This window comes from Kribbella speibonae (assembly GCF_004331375.1).
In the GTDB taxonomy this organism is placed as follows: Bacteria; Actinomycetota; Actinomycetes; order Propionibacteriales; family Kribbellaceae; genus Kribbella; species Kribbella sindirgiensis.
Genome location: NZ_SJKC01000005.1, coordinates 99928 through 115059, shown reverse-complemented (window position 1 = coordinate 115059; position 15132 = coordinate 99928). Strand labels below are relative to the sequence as shown.

Annotated in this window: 14 protein-coding genes; 5 read left to right on the top strand and 9 right to left on the bottom strand. The window is 68.8% G+C overall.

Annotated elements, in window-relative coordinates; genetic code table 11:
- Positions 1 to 43: 43 nt before the first annotated feature.
- The 4 genes from gap to whiA form a co-directional block, all read right to left on the bottom strand.
- Complete coding sequence (gap, locus tag E0H92_RS31775) at positions 44 to 1051, bottom strand: type I glyceraldehyde-3-phosphate dehydrogenase (protein ID WP_131461420.1); 1008 nt, start codon at positions 1049 to 1051, stop codon at positions 44 to 46.
- Positions 1052 to 1256: 205 nt separating this feature from the next.
- The gene (locus E0H92_RS31770) at positions 1257 to 2783 is read right to left on the bottom strand and encodes a M4 family metallopeptidase (protein WP_131498845.1); all 1527 of its coding nucleotides are present in this window, start codon (positions 2781 to 2783) and stop codon (positions 1257 to 1259) included.
- Between the two features lie 252 nt (positions 2784 to 3035).
- The gene (locus E0H92_RS31765; protein ID WP_131461418.1) at positions 3036 to 3446 is read right to left on the bottom strand and encodes a hypothetical protein; all 411 of its coding nucleotides are present in this window, start codon (positions 3444 to 3446) and stop codon (positions 3036 to 3038) included.
- A gap of 57 nt (positions 3447 to 3503) precedes the next feature.
- The gene (whiA, locus tag E0H92_RS31760) at positions 3504 to 4487 is read right to left on the bottom strand and encodes a DNA-binding protein WhiA (protein ID WP_130448357.1); all 984 of its coding nucleotides are present in this window, start codon (positions 4485 to 4487) and stop codon (positions 3504 to 3506) included.
- Positions 4488 to 4606: 119 nt separating this feature from the next.
- On the opposite strand from whiA, the gene E0H92_RS31755 reads away from it, so the two are divergent.
- Together E0H92_RS31755 and E0H92_RS31750 are read left to right on the top strand one after the other, a co-directional pair.
- Positions 4607 to 5107, top strand: a complete 501-nt coding sequence (locus tag E0H92_RS31755; RefSeq protein ID WP_131498844.1) for a SigE family RNA polymerase sigma factor — start codon at positions 4607 to 4609, stop codon at positions 5105 to 5107.
- Positions 5104 to 6525: a hypothetical protein gene (locus tag E0H92_RS31750; RefSeq protein WP_131498843.1), complete on the top strand. Its 1422-nt coding sequence runs from the start codon at positions 5104 to 5106 to the stop codon at positions 6523 to 6525. The genes E0H92_RS31755 and E0H92_RS31750 overlap by 4 nt, the downstream gene beginning before the upstream one ends.
- Here the strand turns inward: E0H92_RS31750 and E0H92_RS31745 are convergent, their stop codons facing one another.
- Genes E0H92_RS31745 through uvrC form a run of 3 tightly spaced genes read right to left on the bottom strand, consistent with a single transcriptional unit; the run spans position 6526 to position 10360 of the window.
- The gene (locus E0H92_RS31745) at positions 6526 to 7467 is read right to left on the bottom strand and encodes a gluconeogenesis factor YvcK family protein (protein ID WP_131498842.1); all 942 of its coding nucleotides are present in this window, start codon (positions 7465 to 7467) and stop codon (positions 6526 to 6528) included.
- Positions 7464 to 8330, bottom strand: coding sequence for an RNase adapter RapZ (gene rapZ / locus E0H92_RS31740; RefSeq protein ID WP_131296880.1), 867 nt, complete (start codon positions 8328 to 8330; stop codon positions 7464 to 7466). Before rapZ ends, E0H92_RS31745 begins: the two co-directional genes overlap by 4 nt.
- Positions 8330 to 10360, bottom strand: coding sequence for an excinuclease ABC subunit UvrC (uvrC, locus tag E0H92_RS31735; RefSeq protein WP_131498841.1), 2031 nt, complete (start codon positions 10358 to 10360; stop codon positions 8330 to 8332). The genes rapZ and uvrC overlap by 1 nt, the downstream gene beginning before the upstream one ends.
- A gap of 82 nt (positions 10361 to 10442) precedes the next feature.
- Between uvrC and E0H92_RS31730 the strand changes: the two genes are divergently transcribed.
- Complete coding sequence (locus tag E0H92_RS31730; protein ID WP_131498840.1) at positions 10443 to 10904, top strand: DUF6194 family protein; 462 nt, start codon at positions 10443 to 10445, stop codon at positions 10902 to 10904.
- A 157-nt stretch (positions 10905 to 11061) separates the two neighbouring features.
- Positions 11062 to 12288, top strand: coding sequence for a S8 family peptidase (locus E0H92_RS31725; protein ID WP_131461412.1), 1227 nt, complete (start codon positions 11062 to 11064; stop codon positions 12286 to 12288).
- Between the two features lie 114 nt (positions 12289 to 12402).
- Here the strand turns inward: E0H92_RS31725 and E0H92_RS31720 are convergent, their stop codons facing one another.
- On the bottom strand, positions 12403 to 12972 hold the full coding sequence (locus E0H92_RS31720) for a Rieske (2Fe-2S) protein (protein ID WP_238152627.1): 570 nt from the start codon (positions 12970 to 12972) through the stop codon (positions 12403 to 12405).
- Between the two features lie 126 nt (positions 12973 to 13098).
- Complete coding sequence (locus tag E0H92_RS44390; protein WP_165550124.1) at positions 13099 to 13878, bottom strand: MinD/ParA family ATP-binding protein; 780 nt, start codon at positions 13876 to 13878, stop codon at positions 13099 to 13101.
- A gap of 357 nt (positions 13879 to 14235) precedes the next feature.
- Between E0H92_RS44390 and E0H92_RS31710 the strand changes: the two genes are divergently transcribed.
- Positions 14236 to 15132 (top strand): hypothetical protein, encoded by an 897-nt coding sequence (locus E0H92_RS31710; protein WP_131498839.1) that lies wholly within the window; start codon positions 14236 to 14238, stop codon positions 15130 to 15132.

The window sequence follows — 15132 nt, the reverse complement described above, 5'->3', positions numbered from 1 at the left end:
AAGAGAGCACCAGGCTCTCTTCGGACGCAACGCTTGCGGAATGTCAGAGCGAGGCGCCGACGTGGTTCACCAGGTCCACGAGGCGGTTCGAGTAGCCCCACTCGTTGTCGTACCAGCCGACGACCTTGACCTGGTTGCCGATCACCTTGGTCAGGCCGGCGTCGAAGATGCAGGACGCCGGGTCGGTGACGATGTCGCTCGAGACGATGTCGTCCTCGGTGTAGGTCAGGTAGCCCTTGAGGGAGCCCTCGGACGCGGCGGCCTTGTAGGCCTCCTTGACCTCTTCGACGGTGACCTCGCGGCCGACCTCGACGGTCAGGTCGGTGGCCGAGCCGGTCGGGACCGGGACGCGCAGCGCGTAGCCGTCCAGCTTGCCCTTGAGCTCCGGCAGCACCAGGCCGATCGCCTTCGCGGCGCCGGTCGAGGTCGGGACGATGTTCAGCGCGGCGGCGCGGGCGCGGCGCAGGTCCTTGTGCGGGCCGTCCTGCAGGTTCTGGTCCTGGGTGTACGCGTGGATCGTGGTCATCAGACCCTTCTCGATCGTGAACGCGTCGTTGAGGACCTTGGCCAGCGGGGCGATGCAGTTCGTGGTGCAGGACGCGTTCGAGATCACGGTGTGCTTCTCGGCGTCGTACAGGTCGTGGTTCACGCCCATCACCACGGTCAGGTCCTCGTTCTTCGCCGGGGCGGAGATGATGACCTTCTTGGCGCCGTTGTCGGCGTGCGTCTTGGCCTTGGTGGCGTCGGTGAAGAAACCGGTGGACTCGATCACCACGTCGGCGCCGACGTCCGACCACTTCAGGTTGGCCGGGTCGCGCTCGGCGAACGCCTTGAAGCTGTGGCCGCCGACGGTGATGTCGTCGTCGGTGGCGGAGACCTCACCCGGGAACCGGCCCAGGATCGAGTCGTACTTCAGCAGGTGGGCGAGGGTCTGGTTGTCGGTCAGGTCGTTGACGGCGACGACCTCGATGTCGGCACCGGACGCCTGCACGGCGCGGAAGAAGTTACGGCCGATGCGGCCGAAGCCGTTGATACCTACGCGTACGGTCACGGGTCTGCGTCTCCTCAGAACTAGCTTTGGCACTGCCGCTACAGCCCGAACACTAGCCCAACAGCCCACTCGATCAACTGGTAGCGTCCAGATGAGACCACCGGTTATTTTTCACGGCTTCAGACCAGACCACTGGCTGGTACGACGAACGGCGATTTCCGGAATGTCTCTCCGGAAACCGCCGCTCGCACCGATGTTCACGCAATTACGGCAGAACGTTCACCGCGGTCCACGCCTTCTCGACCGCGGCCCGCTCCGGGCTGCTCGCGCCGTACAGGTCCGTCGCCGCGTTCAGCGTCGCCGTCCGCGCACCGTGGTAGTCGGTCCGGGACGTCATGTACGTCGTCAGCGCGCGGTACCAGATCTTCTCGGCCTTGGTGATGCCGATCCCGGTGACCGTGACGCCGTTGGCGGCCGGGCTGTTGTACGCGACGCCGTTGATCGTCTTTGCGCCGCTGCCCTCGGACAGCAGGTAGAAGAAGTGGTTCCCGACGCCGGACGAGTAGTGCACGTTCAGCCGGCCGACGCCCTTCGACCACGCGTCGGCGCTGGAGCCGTCCATCGACGGCTTGTCCATCCGCCGGATGTAGTTCACCGCCGGGTTGTAGTCGGTGAAGATCTCCTCACCCATCACGTAGTCCGGGGTGTCCTGACTGTTCGCGGCGTACCACTCGACCGCCGTACCGAAGATGTCCGACGTCGACTCGTTCAGGCCGCCGGACTCGCCGCTGTAGCGCAGGCCGGCCGAGCGGCTCGTGACGCCGTGGCTCATCTCGTGGCCGGCGATGTCCAGCTCGACGAGCGGGCCGATCCCCTGGCTCGCGTCGCCGTCGCCGTACCGCATGCAGAAGCAGGAGTCGCTCCAGGACGCGTTCACATACGCGCCGTCGTGGACGTACGACTTCGCGCCCTTGCCGTCGTTGGCGATGCCGTTGCGGCCGTGCACGCTCTTGTAGTAGTCCCACGTCTTCGCGATGCCGTAGTGGGCGTCGACGCCGGCGGTCTGCGCGTTCGAGTTGCTGCCGGTCCCCCACACGTTGTCGGCGTCGGAGAACAGCGTGCCCGCGTTGTACGTCGCGTTGCCGCCGCGGACCGGGTCGACCATTGTCCAGCTGGTGCCGGACTTCGTGGTGTCCAGGCCGACGGTGCCGACGTACAGGCCGGTGCCGCTGCCCAGATCGTCGTTGACCGTGGTCCAGCTGTCCAGAACCTTGCCGTTCTGCGCGTCGACGTACGTCTCGGTGCCGGTCGGCTCGCCGTTGGCCTTGCGGCCCTCGCTGACGACCTTGTAGGCGAGCTTGGACTGACCGGCGTTCGTCACGAAGACGACGAGCTGCTGCTTGCTGCTCTTCGTCTTGGCAGCGGCGAATGCGGTCGCGGCGGACACGGCCGGCTTGGTCGACAGGCTGAGCTTGCCGACGCCACCGCTGGACGAGCGGGCCTTGCCGGCCTTGTCCTGGTGGACGACGACATCGCCGCCGACGACGGGCAGACCCTGGTACGTGCGGTCGAACCGGACGTGGCTGCTGCCGTCCGCGTCGGTGACGACGTCACGGACGACCAGGTCACCGCCGTCACCGAGGCCGAGCTGCGCGGCATTGGCGCGCGCGGCCGCGACCGGGGACGCGACCGAGCCGCCGGGTTGGGCGGCCTGCACGTTCACGGTGATGGTGACGACGGCCAGACCGGCGATCGCGGTCGCGGCCAGTCCGGCGCGATGAATGCGCTTCATGCGGTACTCCTTGGGCGGGAGACACGCACAACCCGGGACAGGTCATGCGCGAATGGGCACGCACACCCTCGACGAGCCCCCCGCCAAAAGGAACCGGTCGGCCTCGAAAACCCCGGAATCACCGGGAAACCCTTCGATCCGGGTGACCGGACCTCCGCCACTCACCAACCCGCACGCAGGTGGAACATCCAGCGGTCGCCTACCGTGCGGGCGTCACGATCCGGCCGGTTGGTGAGTGGCGGAGATCCGGTGTCAGCCGAGGCCGAGGGCCGGCTTCGCGGACCGCGCCCCGGCGGCGCTTTCCTTCGCGCCGTCGGCGGCCGGTTCCTGCTTGGTCACGCCGCCCAGCGGAACCTGCCCGCTGTTCAGCAGGTTCCGGGCGAACGCAATATCTCCCGCGTGCCCGACACCGAGCGCGCCGGCCACCTTGTCGAGCCCGGTCTGCGGCACGGCCTGCATACCGTCGTCAGGCCAGCTAGGCGCAGCCGCCTCCGGATCGGCGAGCATGTTGCCCTTGCTCGCCGCCTCGGCGGCCTTCCGGGCTTCCTCGGCCTTTCGGAAGTCCTCCAGCTCCTTCGCCCGCTGCGCCGCGGCCTGCCGGTTCTGCTCGCCGATGATGGCCTGCCGACGTTGTTCCAGCTCTTCTTCGTTTGCATCACCCATGCGGCAATCCAACCGATCTGGCAAGGCGCGCGCAGCCGGTTATGGATAACGATCCGGTCAGGCCGGGTCGAGCATTTCTGGGGTGAGGTTGGCTTCGGTGTTCGGGACGCCGAGGTCGCTGGCGCGCTTGTCGGCCATCGCGAGCAGGCGGCGGATCCGGCCGGCGACGGCGTCCTTCGTGAGGGCCGGCTCGTGCAGCTGGCCGAGCTCTTCCAGACTGGCCTGCTTGTGCTCCAGCCGCAGCTTGCCCGCCACCTGCAGGTGGTCCGGTACGTCGTCGCCGAGGATCTCCAGCGCGCGCTCGACACGCGCACCCGCCGCCACCGCCGCGCGGGCGGAGCGGCGCAGGTTCGCGTCGTCGAAGTTGGCCAGCCGGTTCGCGGTCGCGCGGACCTCGCGGCGCATCCGCCGCTCCTCCCACGCCAGCACCGACTCGTGCGCGCCGAGCCGGGTGAGCAGGGCGCCGATCGCGTCACCGTCGCGGATCACCACACGGTCCACGTTCCGCACCTCGCGGGCCTTCGAACCGATCCCGAGCCGCCGCGCCGCACCGACCAGCGCGAGCGCCGCCTCCGGCCCGGGGCAGGTCACCTCGAGCGAGGACGACCGGCCGGGCTCGGTCAGCGAACCGTGCGCGAGGAACGCTCCCCGCCAGGCCGCCACCGCGTCACAGGACGCCCCGGACACGACCGCCGGCGGAAGCCCCCGGACCGGACGGCCACGGTTGTCCACAAGGCCGGTCTGCCGCGCCAGCGCGTCACCGTCCCGGACCACGCGAACGACGTACTTCGTCTGCTTGCGGATCCCTGACGGGGAAATCACCACCACGTCCGACGGGTGCCCGAAGATCTCGGCGATGTCCTTCCGCAGCCGCCGGGCCGCCGCGCCGCTGTCCAGTTCCGCCTCGACGACGATGCGTCCGGACACCAGGTGCAACCCGCCCGCGAACCGCAGGATCGACGAGACCTCGGCCTTGCGGCAACACGGTTTCGTCACCTGAATACTGGTCAACTCGGACTTCACCTGTGCTGTCATCGCCATGAAGGCCATCCTCCCACCCATGTCAAAGACCCAACGGCCGGAAGCTGCCCCGGTTACGCGCTCTGCAACCTTTGAGCGCAGTCAGTGCGTTACTCCGGCGACGGTCCGAGAGGAGGGGTATGAAGGCACCGGACGACGCCGAGTTCACCGAGTTCGCCGCCACCACGATCCGGCGGCTGCGCAGAACGGCGTACCTGATGTGCGGCGACTGGCACCGGGCGGAGGACGCGGCGCAGGACGCGCTGGTGAAGGTGTACCGCCGCTGGCACCGGATCGACCGCACCCAAGGGCTGAACGGCTATGCGCACCAATGCCTGGTCACGGCCGTGTTCGACCAGTCCAGGAAGCCCTGGCGACGGGAGCGTCTCGTCGACTCCGACGAGCAGACGCACCCTGATCCGGTCAGCGCCGTCGACGACCGGATGCTCGTGGTCCAGGCGCTCGGCGCACTGCCACCGAGCCAACGCGCGTGCGTCGTGCTGCGGCACTACGCCGACCTCAGCCTCGAACAGACCGCCGACATCCTCGGCATCGGTGTCGGCGGCGTGAAGAGCCAGACGTCCCGCGGCCTCACCCGCCTCCGCGAACTTCTCGACCAGACCGAAAGGAGCGCCTCATGAGTACGGACATCGAACGCTTGCTCGCCGCTGCCGCCGACGACACCGACCGGCCGCTGACCACCGACGTCGACGACCTGCTCGTGCGAGCCCGGCACTCCGTGCGACGGACGCGGATCGCAACAGTCTCCACCGCCGTCCTGACCACCGGCGTCATCATCGCTGGCGTCGCCACCTGGTCCGCGAACCGCAACGAGAGCACCGGCCCGGCCGACGGCCCGCGGATCACGATCGATGCGAAGACCGGTCGCGTCATCAGCGACGAAACCGGCGCACAGGTCAAGCCGCCTCCGCCGGTCAGCCAACTGAGCGACGCCGAACTGCGCACCCAGTGCAAGCAGGCCGACAAGGAGTACGTCGACTTCCTGCGCGAGCACGGCGCCAACGCCTACGACAACAAGCAACCGCTCGACGCCCGCTGGAAGGTCGTCGTGAAGGCAGGCACCGGCAACAAGGTCCAGGCGATGTTCCTGTCACCGGATCAATCGATCGTCAGCACCTGCACGTTGATGAGCGTCGGGCAGGCGCAGTCGTACGGGCGATCCACCACCAAGGCGGAGGCTGTCGCGGGCCGCACCCCGATCGGGATGCCCGAGGGCCGCGTTCCGGACGGTGTCCGCGAGGTTCTGGTCGACGTCGATGGCGAGACCCAGCCGCTGCAGGCGCTCCTCGGCGAGAACGGCTTCTACTCGCTCGGGTTCGACGATTCGCGGACCAGCGGGCGGCTGCGGCAGGTCCGCGGGTACGACGCCGACGGCCGCAAGATCTTCGAGTACACACGCCCCACGCTCCCGACAGCCGCGACGAACCGGCCGTCCGTCCCGGACGACGTCACGGTCAAGACCGCCGAGCCGATCACGCCGAACGTCGTACTCACGAAGGACCCGTTGACGGGGAAGGCACTCGCTCCCCCGCCGCCGGTGAGTCCGCTGACCGACGAGCAGATCACCACGCGATGCCGGGGCGTGGACGACATCTACTTCCAAGGCAGCAAGAGCCCGCAGGATCCGCGGATCAAGGCCGCCGGGCCGGTCACGAAGGACTGGCAGGTCGCGCTCAAGACAGGCACCGGCAACAAGCTCACCGCCGTACTGATCTCACCGGACCAGAAGGTGCACGCGTGGTGCCACATGCTGGCGGCCACGGCGAAGGGCGCGTACGACTACAGCCGCGGCGCTGTGCAGGCCGACGGGACGTTCGGCGACGACTTCAACTTCGGGATGGTGCCGGACGGCGTCGCGCAGATCGTCGTCGACTTGCCAAAGCAGGGCCCGACCCGCGCGCTGATCTCCAACGGCTACTACATCTGGGGTCTCACCGGCGGGAACTCCGACATCCAGACGGTCCGCGTCCGCGGGTACGACGCCCAGGGCAAGCAGGTGTACACCGCCAAGAAGACCGTGGACGCCGACTTCGACTGACTAGCTGAAGATCTCGCGGTACACCTTCGCGAGCTTGTCCGGGGCGTGATGCAGGTCGCGGTCCTCGTCGGCGATGTCGGCGATCACCAGCTCGGCCCCGAGGGACTCCGCCGTACGGCGCAGCGACTCGGGGTCGGGCACGTGGCCGGCGTCGGCGAGCACCACGTCGATCCGGAGATCCGGCGCGTGCCCGGCGAGCACCTCCAGGTGCGTCTCGGGCGAGAAGCCGTCCGTCTCCCCCTTCTGCTCCCCCAGGTTCAGCGTGAGGAGCCGGCGGGCGCTGGTCTGCTCGAGGCCGCGGCACAGCTCGGGCACCAGCAGATTCGGGATCACCGAGGTGAACCAGGACCCCGGGCCCACCACGACCCAGTCGGCTTCCGCCACCGCCACCAGCGCCTCGGGGCAAGCCGGCGGATCGGCCGGGTCCAGCGCGACGTCGACGACATGCCCCTCCGTCGACGCCACCTCGGCCTGACCGCGGATCTCCGCGATCGCCTCCGGATGCGCCGGGTCCAGCCCGAGCACCCGCGCGGTGATGTCCAGCGGTACGGCGGACATCGGCAGCACCCGGCCCTCGGCGCCGAGCAGCCGGCCGACCCAGTCGAGTCCGTCGACCGCCTCGCCGAGCAGCTCCCACAACGCGACGATCAGCAGGTTGCCGACCGCGTGGTCGTGCAGCTCACCGTTGCTGCGGAAGCGATGCTGGAGGACGTCGGCCCACGTCCGGCCCCACTCGTCGTCACGGCAGAGCGCGGCCAGCGCCATCCGCAGATCACCCGGCGGCAGTACGCCGAGCTCCTGGCGCAGCCGCCCCGACGAGCCGCCGTTGTCGGCGACCGTGACGACCGCGGTCAGCTGATCGGTCACATGCCGCAGCGCGGAAAGGGATGCGGCCAGGCCATGTCCCCCACCCAGTGCAACGACCCTGGGCGCTCGCGTCACTCGCGCCCCAGGTCCCGGTGTACCACTAACGTCGGTGAGCCTTTCTCGCGCAGCCTTCGGGCGATCTCCTCGGCCATCGCGACGCTGCGGTGCTTTCCCCCGGTGCAGCCGATCGCGACGGTGACGAAGCGCTTGCCCTCGTTCAGGTAGCCGGTCCGCAGGGTGTCCAGCACGTCCACGTAGTTCTGCAGGAACTGCTGGGCCAGCGGATGGCCGAGCACGAAGTCTGACACAGGCCGGTCCTGCCCGGTCATCGGGCGCAGGTCGGGCTGCCAGTACGGGTTCGGGATGAAGCGCATGTCGGCGACCACGTCGGCGTCCACCGGGATGCCGTACTTGAACCCGAACGACACCACGGTCGCCCGCAGCTCCGCGTTCTCCTCGTCGCCGAACGCGTTCACGATCTTCGCGGCGAGCTGGTGGATGTTCAGGCTCGAGGTGTCGATCACCAGGTCGGCGCCGGCCCGGATGTCGCCGAGCAGCTCCCGCTCCCGCTGGATGCCGTCGAGCAGCCGGCCCTCGCCCTGCAACGGGTGCGGCCGGCGGACGCCCTCCTGCCGGCGCACGATCACGTCGTCGGACGCCTCCAGGAACAGCGTCAGCGGCCGGTACCCCTTCAGCCGCAGGTCGTGGATCGCCGAGCTCAGCTCGCTGAAGAACAGCCCGGTCCGGACGTCGACGACGACCGCGAGCCGTGGCGCCGCGCCGGTGCCGACGACCTGCTCGACGAGGGTGGTCAGGAACATCGGCGGCAGGTTGTCCACGACGAACCAGCCGAGGTCCTCCAGTACGTCGGCGACGGAGCTCCGTCCCGCGCCCGACATACCGGACACGATGATGAGGTTGCCGCCCGTGTCGTCCATCAGTTCTCAGTTCTCCCTGGATCCCCGTCAGGCGCCCCGGCCGGTGCAGGGACGTCATCTCCCAGTATCTCGCCCGTGGCCGTGTTCACCGACGGAGCCCGGCCGGTTTCCGCCTTCGTTGCGGCAGCGTTAACCGCCAGTACGACGGACTCGGCGAGCCGCGGCCCGAATCCGGGCAGGCCGGCCACCTCTTCAACGGTGGCCGCCCGCAACTTCTTGAGCGACCCGAAGTGCCGCAGCAACGTCTTCCGCCGTACGTCGCCCAGCCCCGGGACCTCGTCGAGGGTGCTCTCGACCATCGACTTCGACCGCCGGTTGCGGTGATGGGTGATCGCGAACCGGTGCGCCTCGTCCCGGAGCCGCTGCAGCAGGTACAGGCCTTCCGACGTACGGGAGAAGATCACCGGGTCTTCCTCGTCCGGCACCCACACCTCCTCCAGCCGCTTGGCCAGGCCGACGACGGGGATGTCCCCGACGCCGATCTCGTCCATCGCCTGCCGGGCGGCCGCCACCTGGGGCGGACCGCCGTCGACGACCACGAGCCCCGGCGCGTACGCGAACTTCTTCGCCCTCCCGGTCTCGGGGTCGATGAGGGTGGCCGACGGATCGTCTTCCTCGGCGTGTGCGGCGCGCTCGTCCAGGAGGCGCTTGAACCGCCGGGTCAGCACCTCGGCGATCGAGGCGACGTCGTTCTGCCCGTCGACGCCCTTGATCACGAACCGCCGGTACTCGCTCTTGCGCGGCAGGCCGTCCTCGAAGACCACCATCGAGGCGACGACCTCGGTGCCCTGCAGGTTCGAGACGTCGTAGCACTCCAGCCGTAGCGGCGCCTCGGGCAGGTCGAGCGCGGCCTGGATCTCCTCGAGCGCCTGGTTGCGGGTGGTCAGATCGCTGGCCCGCTTGGTCTTGTGCATCGTCAGCGTCTGCAGCGCGTTGCGCTCGACGGTCTCCATCAGGGCCTTCTTGTCGCCGCGCTGCGGGACCCGGATGTCCACCCGCGCGCCGCGCGTCGCCTCGAGCCACTCGGTCAGCGCGGCCGCGTCCTCGGGCATCGTCGGCACCAGGATTTCCCGCGGGATCGCGTCGGCGGAGTCCCCGGCGTACGTCTGCTGGATGAACCGGGACACCAGGTCGCCGGTGCTCGCCGTACCGTCGGCCTTGTCGGCGATGAAGCCGCGCTCACCGCGGATCCGGCCGCCGCGGACGTAGAAGATCTGTACGGCGACCTCGAGCGGGTCCTCGCTCAACGCGATCACGTCGGTGTCGGTGCCGTCGCCGAGGACCACAGCGTTCTTGGCCAGGGCCTTCTCCAGCGCGGCCAGGTCGTCGCGGATCTTCGCCGCCCGCTCGTACTCGAGCTCGGCAGCGGCGGCCTGCATCTCCTTCTGCAGGCGGCGCACGTACGTCGCGGTCTGGCCGGACAGGAACGCGGCGAAGTCGTCGACGATCTGCCGGTGCTCCTCCTGGCTCACCTGACCGGTGCACGGCGCGGCGCACTTGCCGATGTACCCGAGCAGACAGGGCCGGCCGATCTGCCGGTGCCGGTTGAACACGCCCTTGCTGCACGAGCGCATCGGGAACACCCGGAGCAGCAGGTCGACGGTCTCCCGGATCGCCCACGCGTGACTGTACGGACCGAAGTACCGCACGCCCTTCTTCTTCTGGCCGCGGCCGACCATCACCCGCGGGTACTCCTCGTTGAGGGTGATCGCCAGCCACGGGTACGACTTGTCGTCGCGGTACTTCACGTTGAAGCGCGGGTCGTACTCCTTGATCCAGGAGTACTCCAGCTGCAGCGACTCGACCTCGGTCGAGACCACCGTCCACTCGACCTTCGCGGCCGTCGTCACCATCGCCTGCGTGCGCGGATGCAGGTTCACCAGATCCTGGAAGTACGACGACAGGCGGGCGCGCAGGTTCTTCGCCTTGCCGACGTAGATCACCCGGCCGCCGGAGTCACTGAAGCGGTAGACACCGGGCGAGTCGGGGATCGATCCCGGAGCGGGACGGTACGAGGACGGATCAGCCACGTCACCACCCTAGTTCGGGCCGCCGACAAACCCGGAATCGCGCCAGAGTTTCTACTGCGGGTTCAATGACAGACTTGAAGGTATGACTGTCGACGAACTCGATCGGATCTTTCGCGCGTACGACGGCGTCCGGGTGCTCGAGGCCCAGGACGACCTGTTCTATCTGTACGACCCGGCCGGCGACCTGCCACCCGAACGCCAGCAGCCGTTCGCCACCATCGTCACCGGTGACCACTACGAGAAGGTGTCGCGGCTCGACGAGCCCGGGTCCTGGCGTCTCAACCTCGGCCTCACCAAGACGACGTACACCTCGCTGTTCGGACCGGTGCCGACCGAGCGCGACGCCGACTGGGTCCTCGACTCGGGCCACGACTACGCCGCCCGCGACGTACTGATGCCGCATCCGTTCTATGCCGCTCAGTACTGGGTCGCGATCGTCGACCCGACCGGTCTGGACCAGCTACGGCCGTTGATCGTCGAGGCGTACGAGTTCGCGGCGCGCAAGTATTCCAATCACCAGGCTCGGGCTTTACCCCATTTCTAGGCGGCTGAAGATTGCGGTCGTATTGCGGGTTTGCCCATAAGGCTGAGTTGACCCCCGGCTGGGATGGGCGCACTCCCTAGCGTGTGCACCAGGGTAGATGCGCAGGTCCTTTGCGTGAGGCAACAAGGCCTTGCGCTGACTCGAGGGAGTTCCGCCCATGTTCCCCAAAAATGGACACAGCCTTAGCAGACCACGCGCTTTACTCGGCGCGGTCGCTGCGTCCGCGCTCGCAGTCACCGGAATCGCCGTTACCGCGGCCGGCAGTGACGCGTCGCAAACCGCTCCCGTCACGATCCGCGGCGCCGGTAGCTCCAACGCGATCCCCGGCAGCTACATCGTCGTCCTGGCCGGCCAGACCTCGCGGGCCCAGACCCGGGCCGCGACGCAGAGCCTGGCCACCAGCTACGACGTCAAGGTCAAGAAGCAGTTCGACGCGTCGATCAAGGGCTTCTCGGCCGGTATGACCGAGGAGCAGGCGAAGAAACTGGCCGGTGACAAGCGGGTCGCGTTCGTCCAGCAGAACCAGAAGATCACGGTCAGCCAGGACGACCCGCCGTGGGGCCTGGACCGTACCGACCAGCGCGACCTGCCGCTGGACAAGAAGTACGAGGCGTCGACCACCGCCGAGAACGTGAACGTCTACGTGATCGACACCGGGATCTACGCGGCCCACAAGGACTTCGGTGACCGCGCGTCGGTCGGCACCGACACCGTCGGCGACGGCCAGAACGGCGTCGACTGCATGGGCCACGGCAGCCATGTGGCCGGCACGATCGCGGGTACGACGTACGGCCTGGCGAAGGGCGCGAAGGTCTTCGGCGTCCGGGTCCTCGACTGCAAGGGCTCCGGCTCGACCGAGTCCGTCGTGGCCGGGATCGACTGGGTGACCAAGAACGCCAAGAAGCCGGCGGTCGCGAACATGAGCCTCGGCGGCGGCGCCGACGACGCTCTCGACGCGGCGGTCAAGGCCTCGGTCGACTCCGGCGTCACCTACGCCGTTGCTGCCGGCAATGAAAGCGCGGACGCCTGCCAGAGCTCGCCGTCCCGGGAGCCCTCGGCGATCACCGTCGGCGCCACCGACGACCAGGACAAGCGCGCGGAGTTCTCGAACTTCGGCAAGTGCGTTGACCTGTTCGCGCCGGGTGTCGACATCACCTCGGTCGGCATCACCGACCCGGACGCCACCGCGAAGATGAGCGGTACGTCGATGGCCACGCCGCACGTCGCCGGCGGGGTCGCGCTGTACCTGGCCGGCCACCCGGACGCCACCCCGGCCGACGTCGCCAAGGCGCTGGTCGACACCTCGACGGCCGACAAGGTCGGCGACCCGGGCGCGGGCTCCCCGAACAAGCTCCTGTACGTCGGAGCCTCCGACCAGTCGTAACGCATTTCCTGGGTTGACCCATGAAATGGGGGGTTCCCCACCCTGATTCCGGGTGGGGAACCCCCCATTTGCCTGGCTGACCCACCAATTTGGCTGGTCAGCCAGGCAAATGGGTCAGGCCTCGACGATGTTGGTGCCGTCGACCTTGACGTTGACGGCGGGGAGGGCGGTCTGGGCCGGGCCGCTGACCGGGCTGCCGTCGGTGATGCTGAAGTGGCTCTGGTGGAACGGGCAGATGATCTGGCCGTTCTCCACCGAGCCGATCGGGTTGCCCTGGTGCGTGCACACCGCGGAGAACCCCTTGTACTGGCCCGCGGTCGGCTGCGTCACCACGACCTTCGCGTCGGTGAACACCTTCCCGCCACCGACCGGTACGTCGGACACCGGGCCGAGCACCGACCCGCCACTGGCCGGCGCACTCGACGACGGGGCGCTCGACGACGCGCTGGACGATGCACTGGCGCTCGGCGCGGTGCTCGACCCGCCGGCCGACGGCGTCGTACCGCCGCCCGCGGCGTCGTCGCCACCACCGCAGGCCGCGAGGATCGGCGCGCTGGCACCCGCGAGCGCGACCATCGCCGCGCAGCGCAGCACCGTCCTCCGGTCGCGGAGACCGTCGGCCGCCTTGGCCGCCGGGGTGGCCTGCTGCGGGGTGGTGCGTGGTGCCATCGTGTCATCGCTCATGAATCTGGACCTCCAGGAGCCTGCTGATCGAAGTGGTTGAACGCTATATACCGAGTCAAACGACCGGATCGGCCGAACGGTTCAACCTCGTCAGGATTGAACCGGAGTTTGAAGGTTTGCTGTGAATCAGCTGGCAGTTCGCGTCACGATCCCGACGACCCGGGCGGCGAGTTCCAGGACGGCGCGGCGGGTCTCGGTCTCCAGCTCGCTCGAGTGCAGCGGCCAGGCGCCGGCGATGTGCGGGTCGTACGGCACCACGACGGGGTCGAGTCCGCGCTCGCGGAACGCGTCGCCCAGCCACCGCGCCGTACCGCCGGTGGAGCTGTCGACCACCGTGATCACGACGACGCCCCGGTTCAGCAGCACATCCTGTCCGGCGGGTGCGAGCTGATCGAGTTGCTGAAGGCAGTACTCCGCGAGGTGCGGCACCGACGGTACGACGAGGACTGTGCAGTGTCCCGTGTTCGCCATCTCGGTCGCGATCTCGTCGAACATGGTCCCCGGACAATCCACGACCGCGAGCCCGACATCACGCGCGCCCTGGCTCTGCGCGGCGTCGAGCGTCGATCGGAGCGCCGGGACGGTGGGATCGCTGCGGACCAGGTTCGCCCCCTCGATCGCGCCGGAGCCGCGGGTCAGCTCGAGCCGGCGCGACAGCTCGGCACCGCCCGGATCCACGTCGACCGCGATCACTCGGTCCGCGCGCTGGGCGGCCAGCATCGTCGCCAGCAATGCTGTGACCGTCGACGCACCGCCGTTCACCACCGGGCTGGTGACACCGACGCGGCGGGTGATCGCGATCGGACGGCGACAGGTCGCGATCAGGTCGACGTCGTGCTGCAAACGCCCGGACCCACCGACCAGGTACGCCGCCTCGGCCGCAACCCGCCGGAACCTGTCGAACACCGACTCCCCACCGTCCCCCGCCTGCCGTCCCCAATCGGCCCGCGGTGGCTGCTGGTACTGGGGCGGTTGGTACTGGGGCTGGTACGGCTGCGGGTACTGGGGCTGCTGGGTCGGTTGTGGGTGGGACGGAGGCTTCGGGGCGGGTGGGGGTGTTGGCGATGGTGACGAGTCAGCCGGGGGTTGTTCGGGGTCGGGGTCTTGGGGCTGGTCAGGTGGGGTGGGCTGCGCGGAGAGCCGGCGCAGCATGTCCGCCTGCCAGTCCGATTCAGTCATCGCCCCGATCTCACGACTAAGGTTTCCCCCTGCACCGTACCGAATGGATGCCCGGCACACTTTAGTGGTGGGAGAGGCCTGGAGATGACTGGCACGACGAACGATTCGACGGTACTGAAGGCGATCGCGGACCTGGCGCCGATGTGGATGCCGGGCTGCGTCGTCGACACCGCCGAACGGACGGTCGAGGTCGGCTGGGGCCGCGGCGCGTTGCAGATGTCGGCGGTCGTCGGCCTCGGCGAGATCATCGACCGGTGCCGCCAGCTCCCGCAGCAGTTGTGGGCCGAGCAGATCGAGGCGTGGCTGCGCGCGGTCGTCGCGGAGGGCGAGCTGGCCACCCAGGAGCACCGGTTCGGTGACGTGGCGGTCCGCCAGCGCGCGATGCTGCTGCAACGCGGCTGGTCGGCGCGCACGTCCGGCCCGGTGGCAGACGCCCTGATCCCGTTCGGTGACCATTTCGAGGTCGTGGTGTTCGTCGGTACCGGTGCGGACTATCACCGGCTGACCATCGTCCGGCGCTCCATGCTCGGACTCGGCGATCCCGACGTACCGTCGCCGGTGCAGTTGACGCTGGAGCACATCTCGGATCTGCGGCCGGTCGAGCACGACGGCTTCTCGGTGCTCTCCCGGGACGACGACCCGCTGGTGTCGATGGCGATCGTCGACCGCGAGAAGTTGTTGCCTCAGGCCTCCATCGGACTGGGCGTCCTGGTCGGCGTCCCGAGGCTGAGCACCGTCGCGTTCTGCGACGCCGATGCGGGACAGCAAGCCGCGGACCGGTTGGCGCAGTACGTCGCCAACACCTATCGCGACGCACCGGACCAATGCAGCCCAGACCTGTACTGGCTGCAGGGTGACCGCATGGTGCAGGTGCCGGTCACCCTCGCGCAGCCGCCGGGCGTCATGCTGCCGGCGGCGTTGCTGCCATCACCGCGCCGCACCTGGGTCCGGCACCTCTGGCAGCAACTCTTCCGTCGCTGA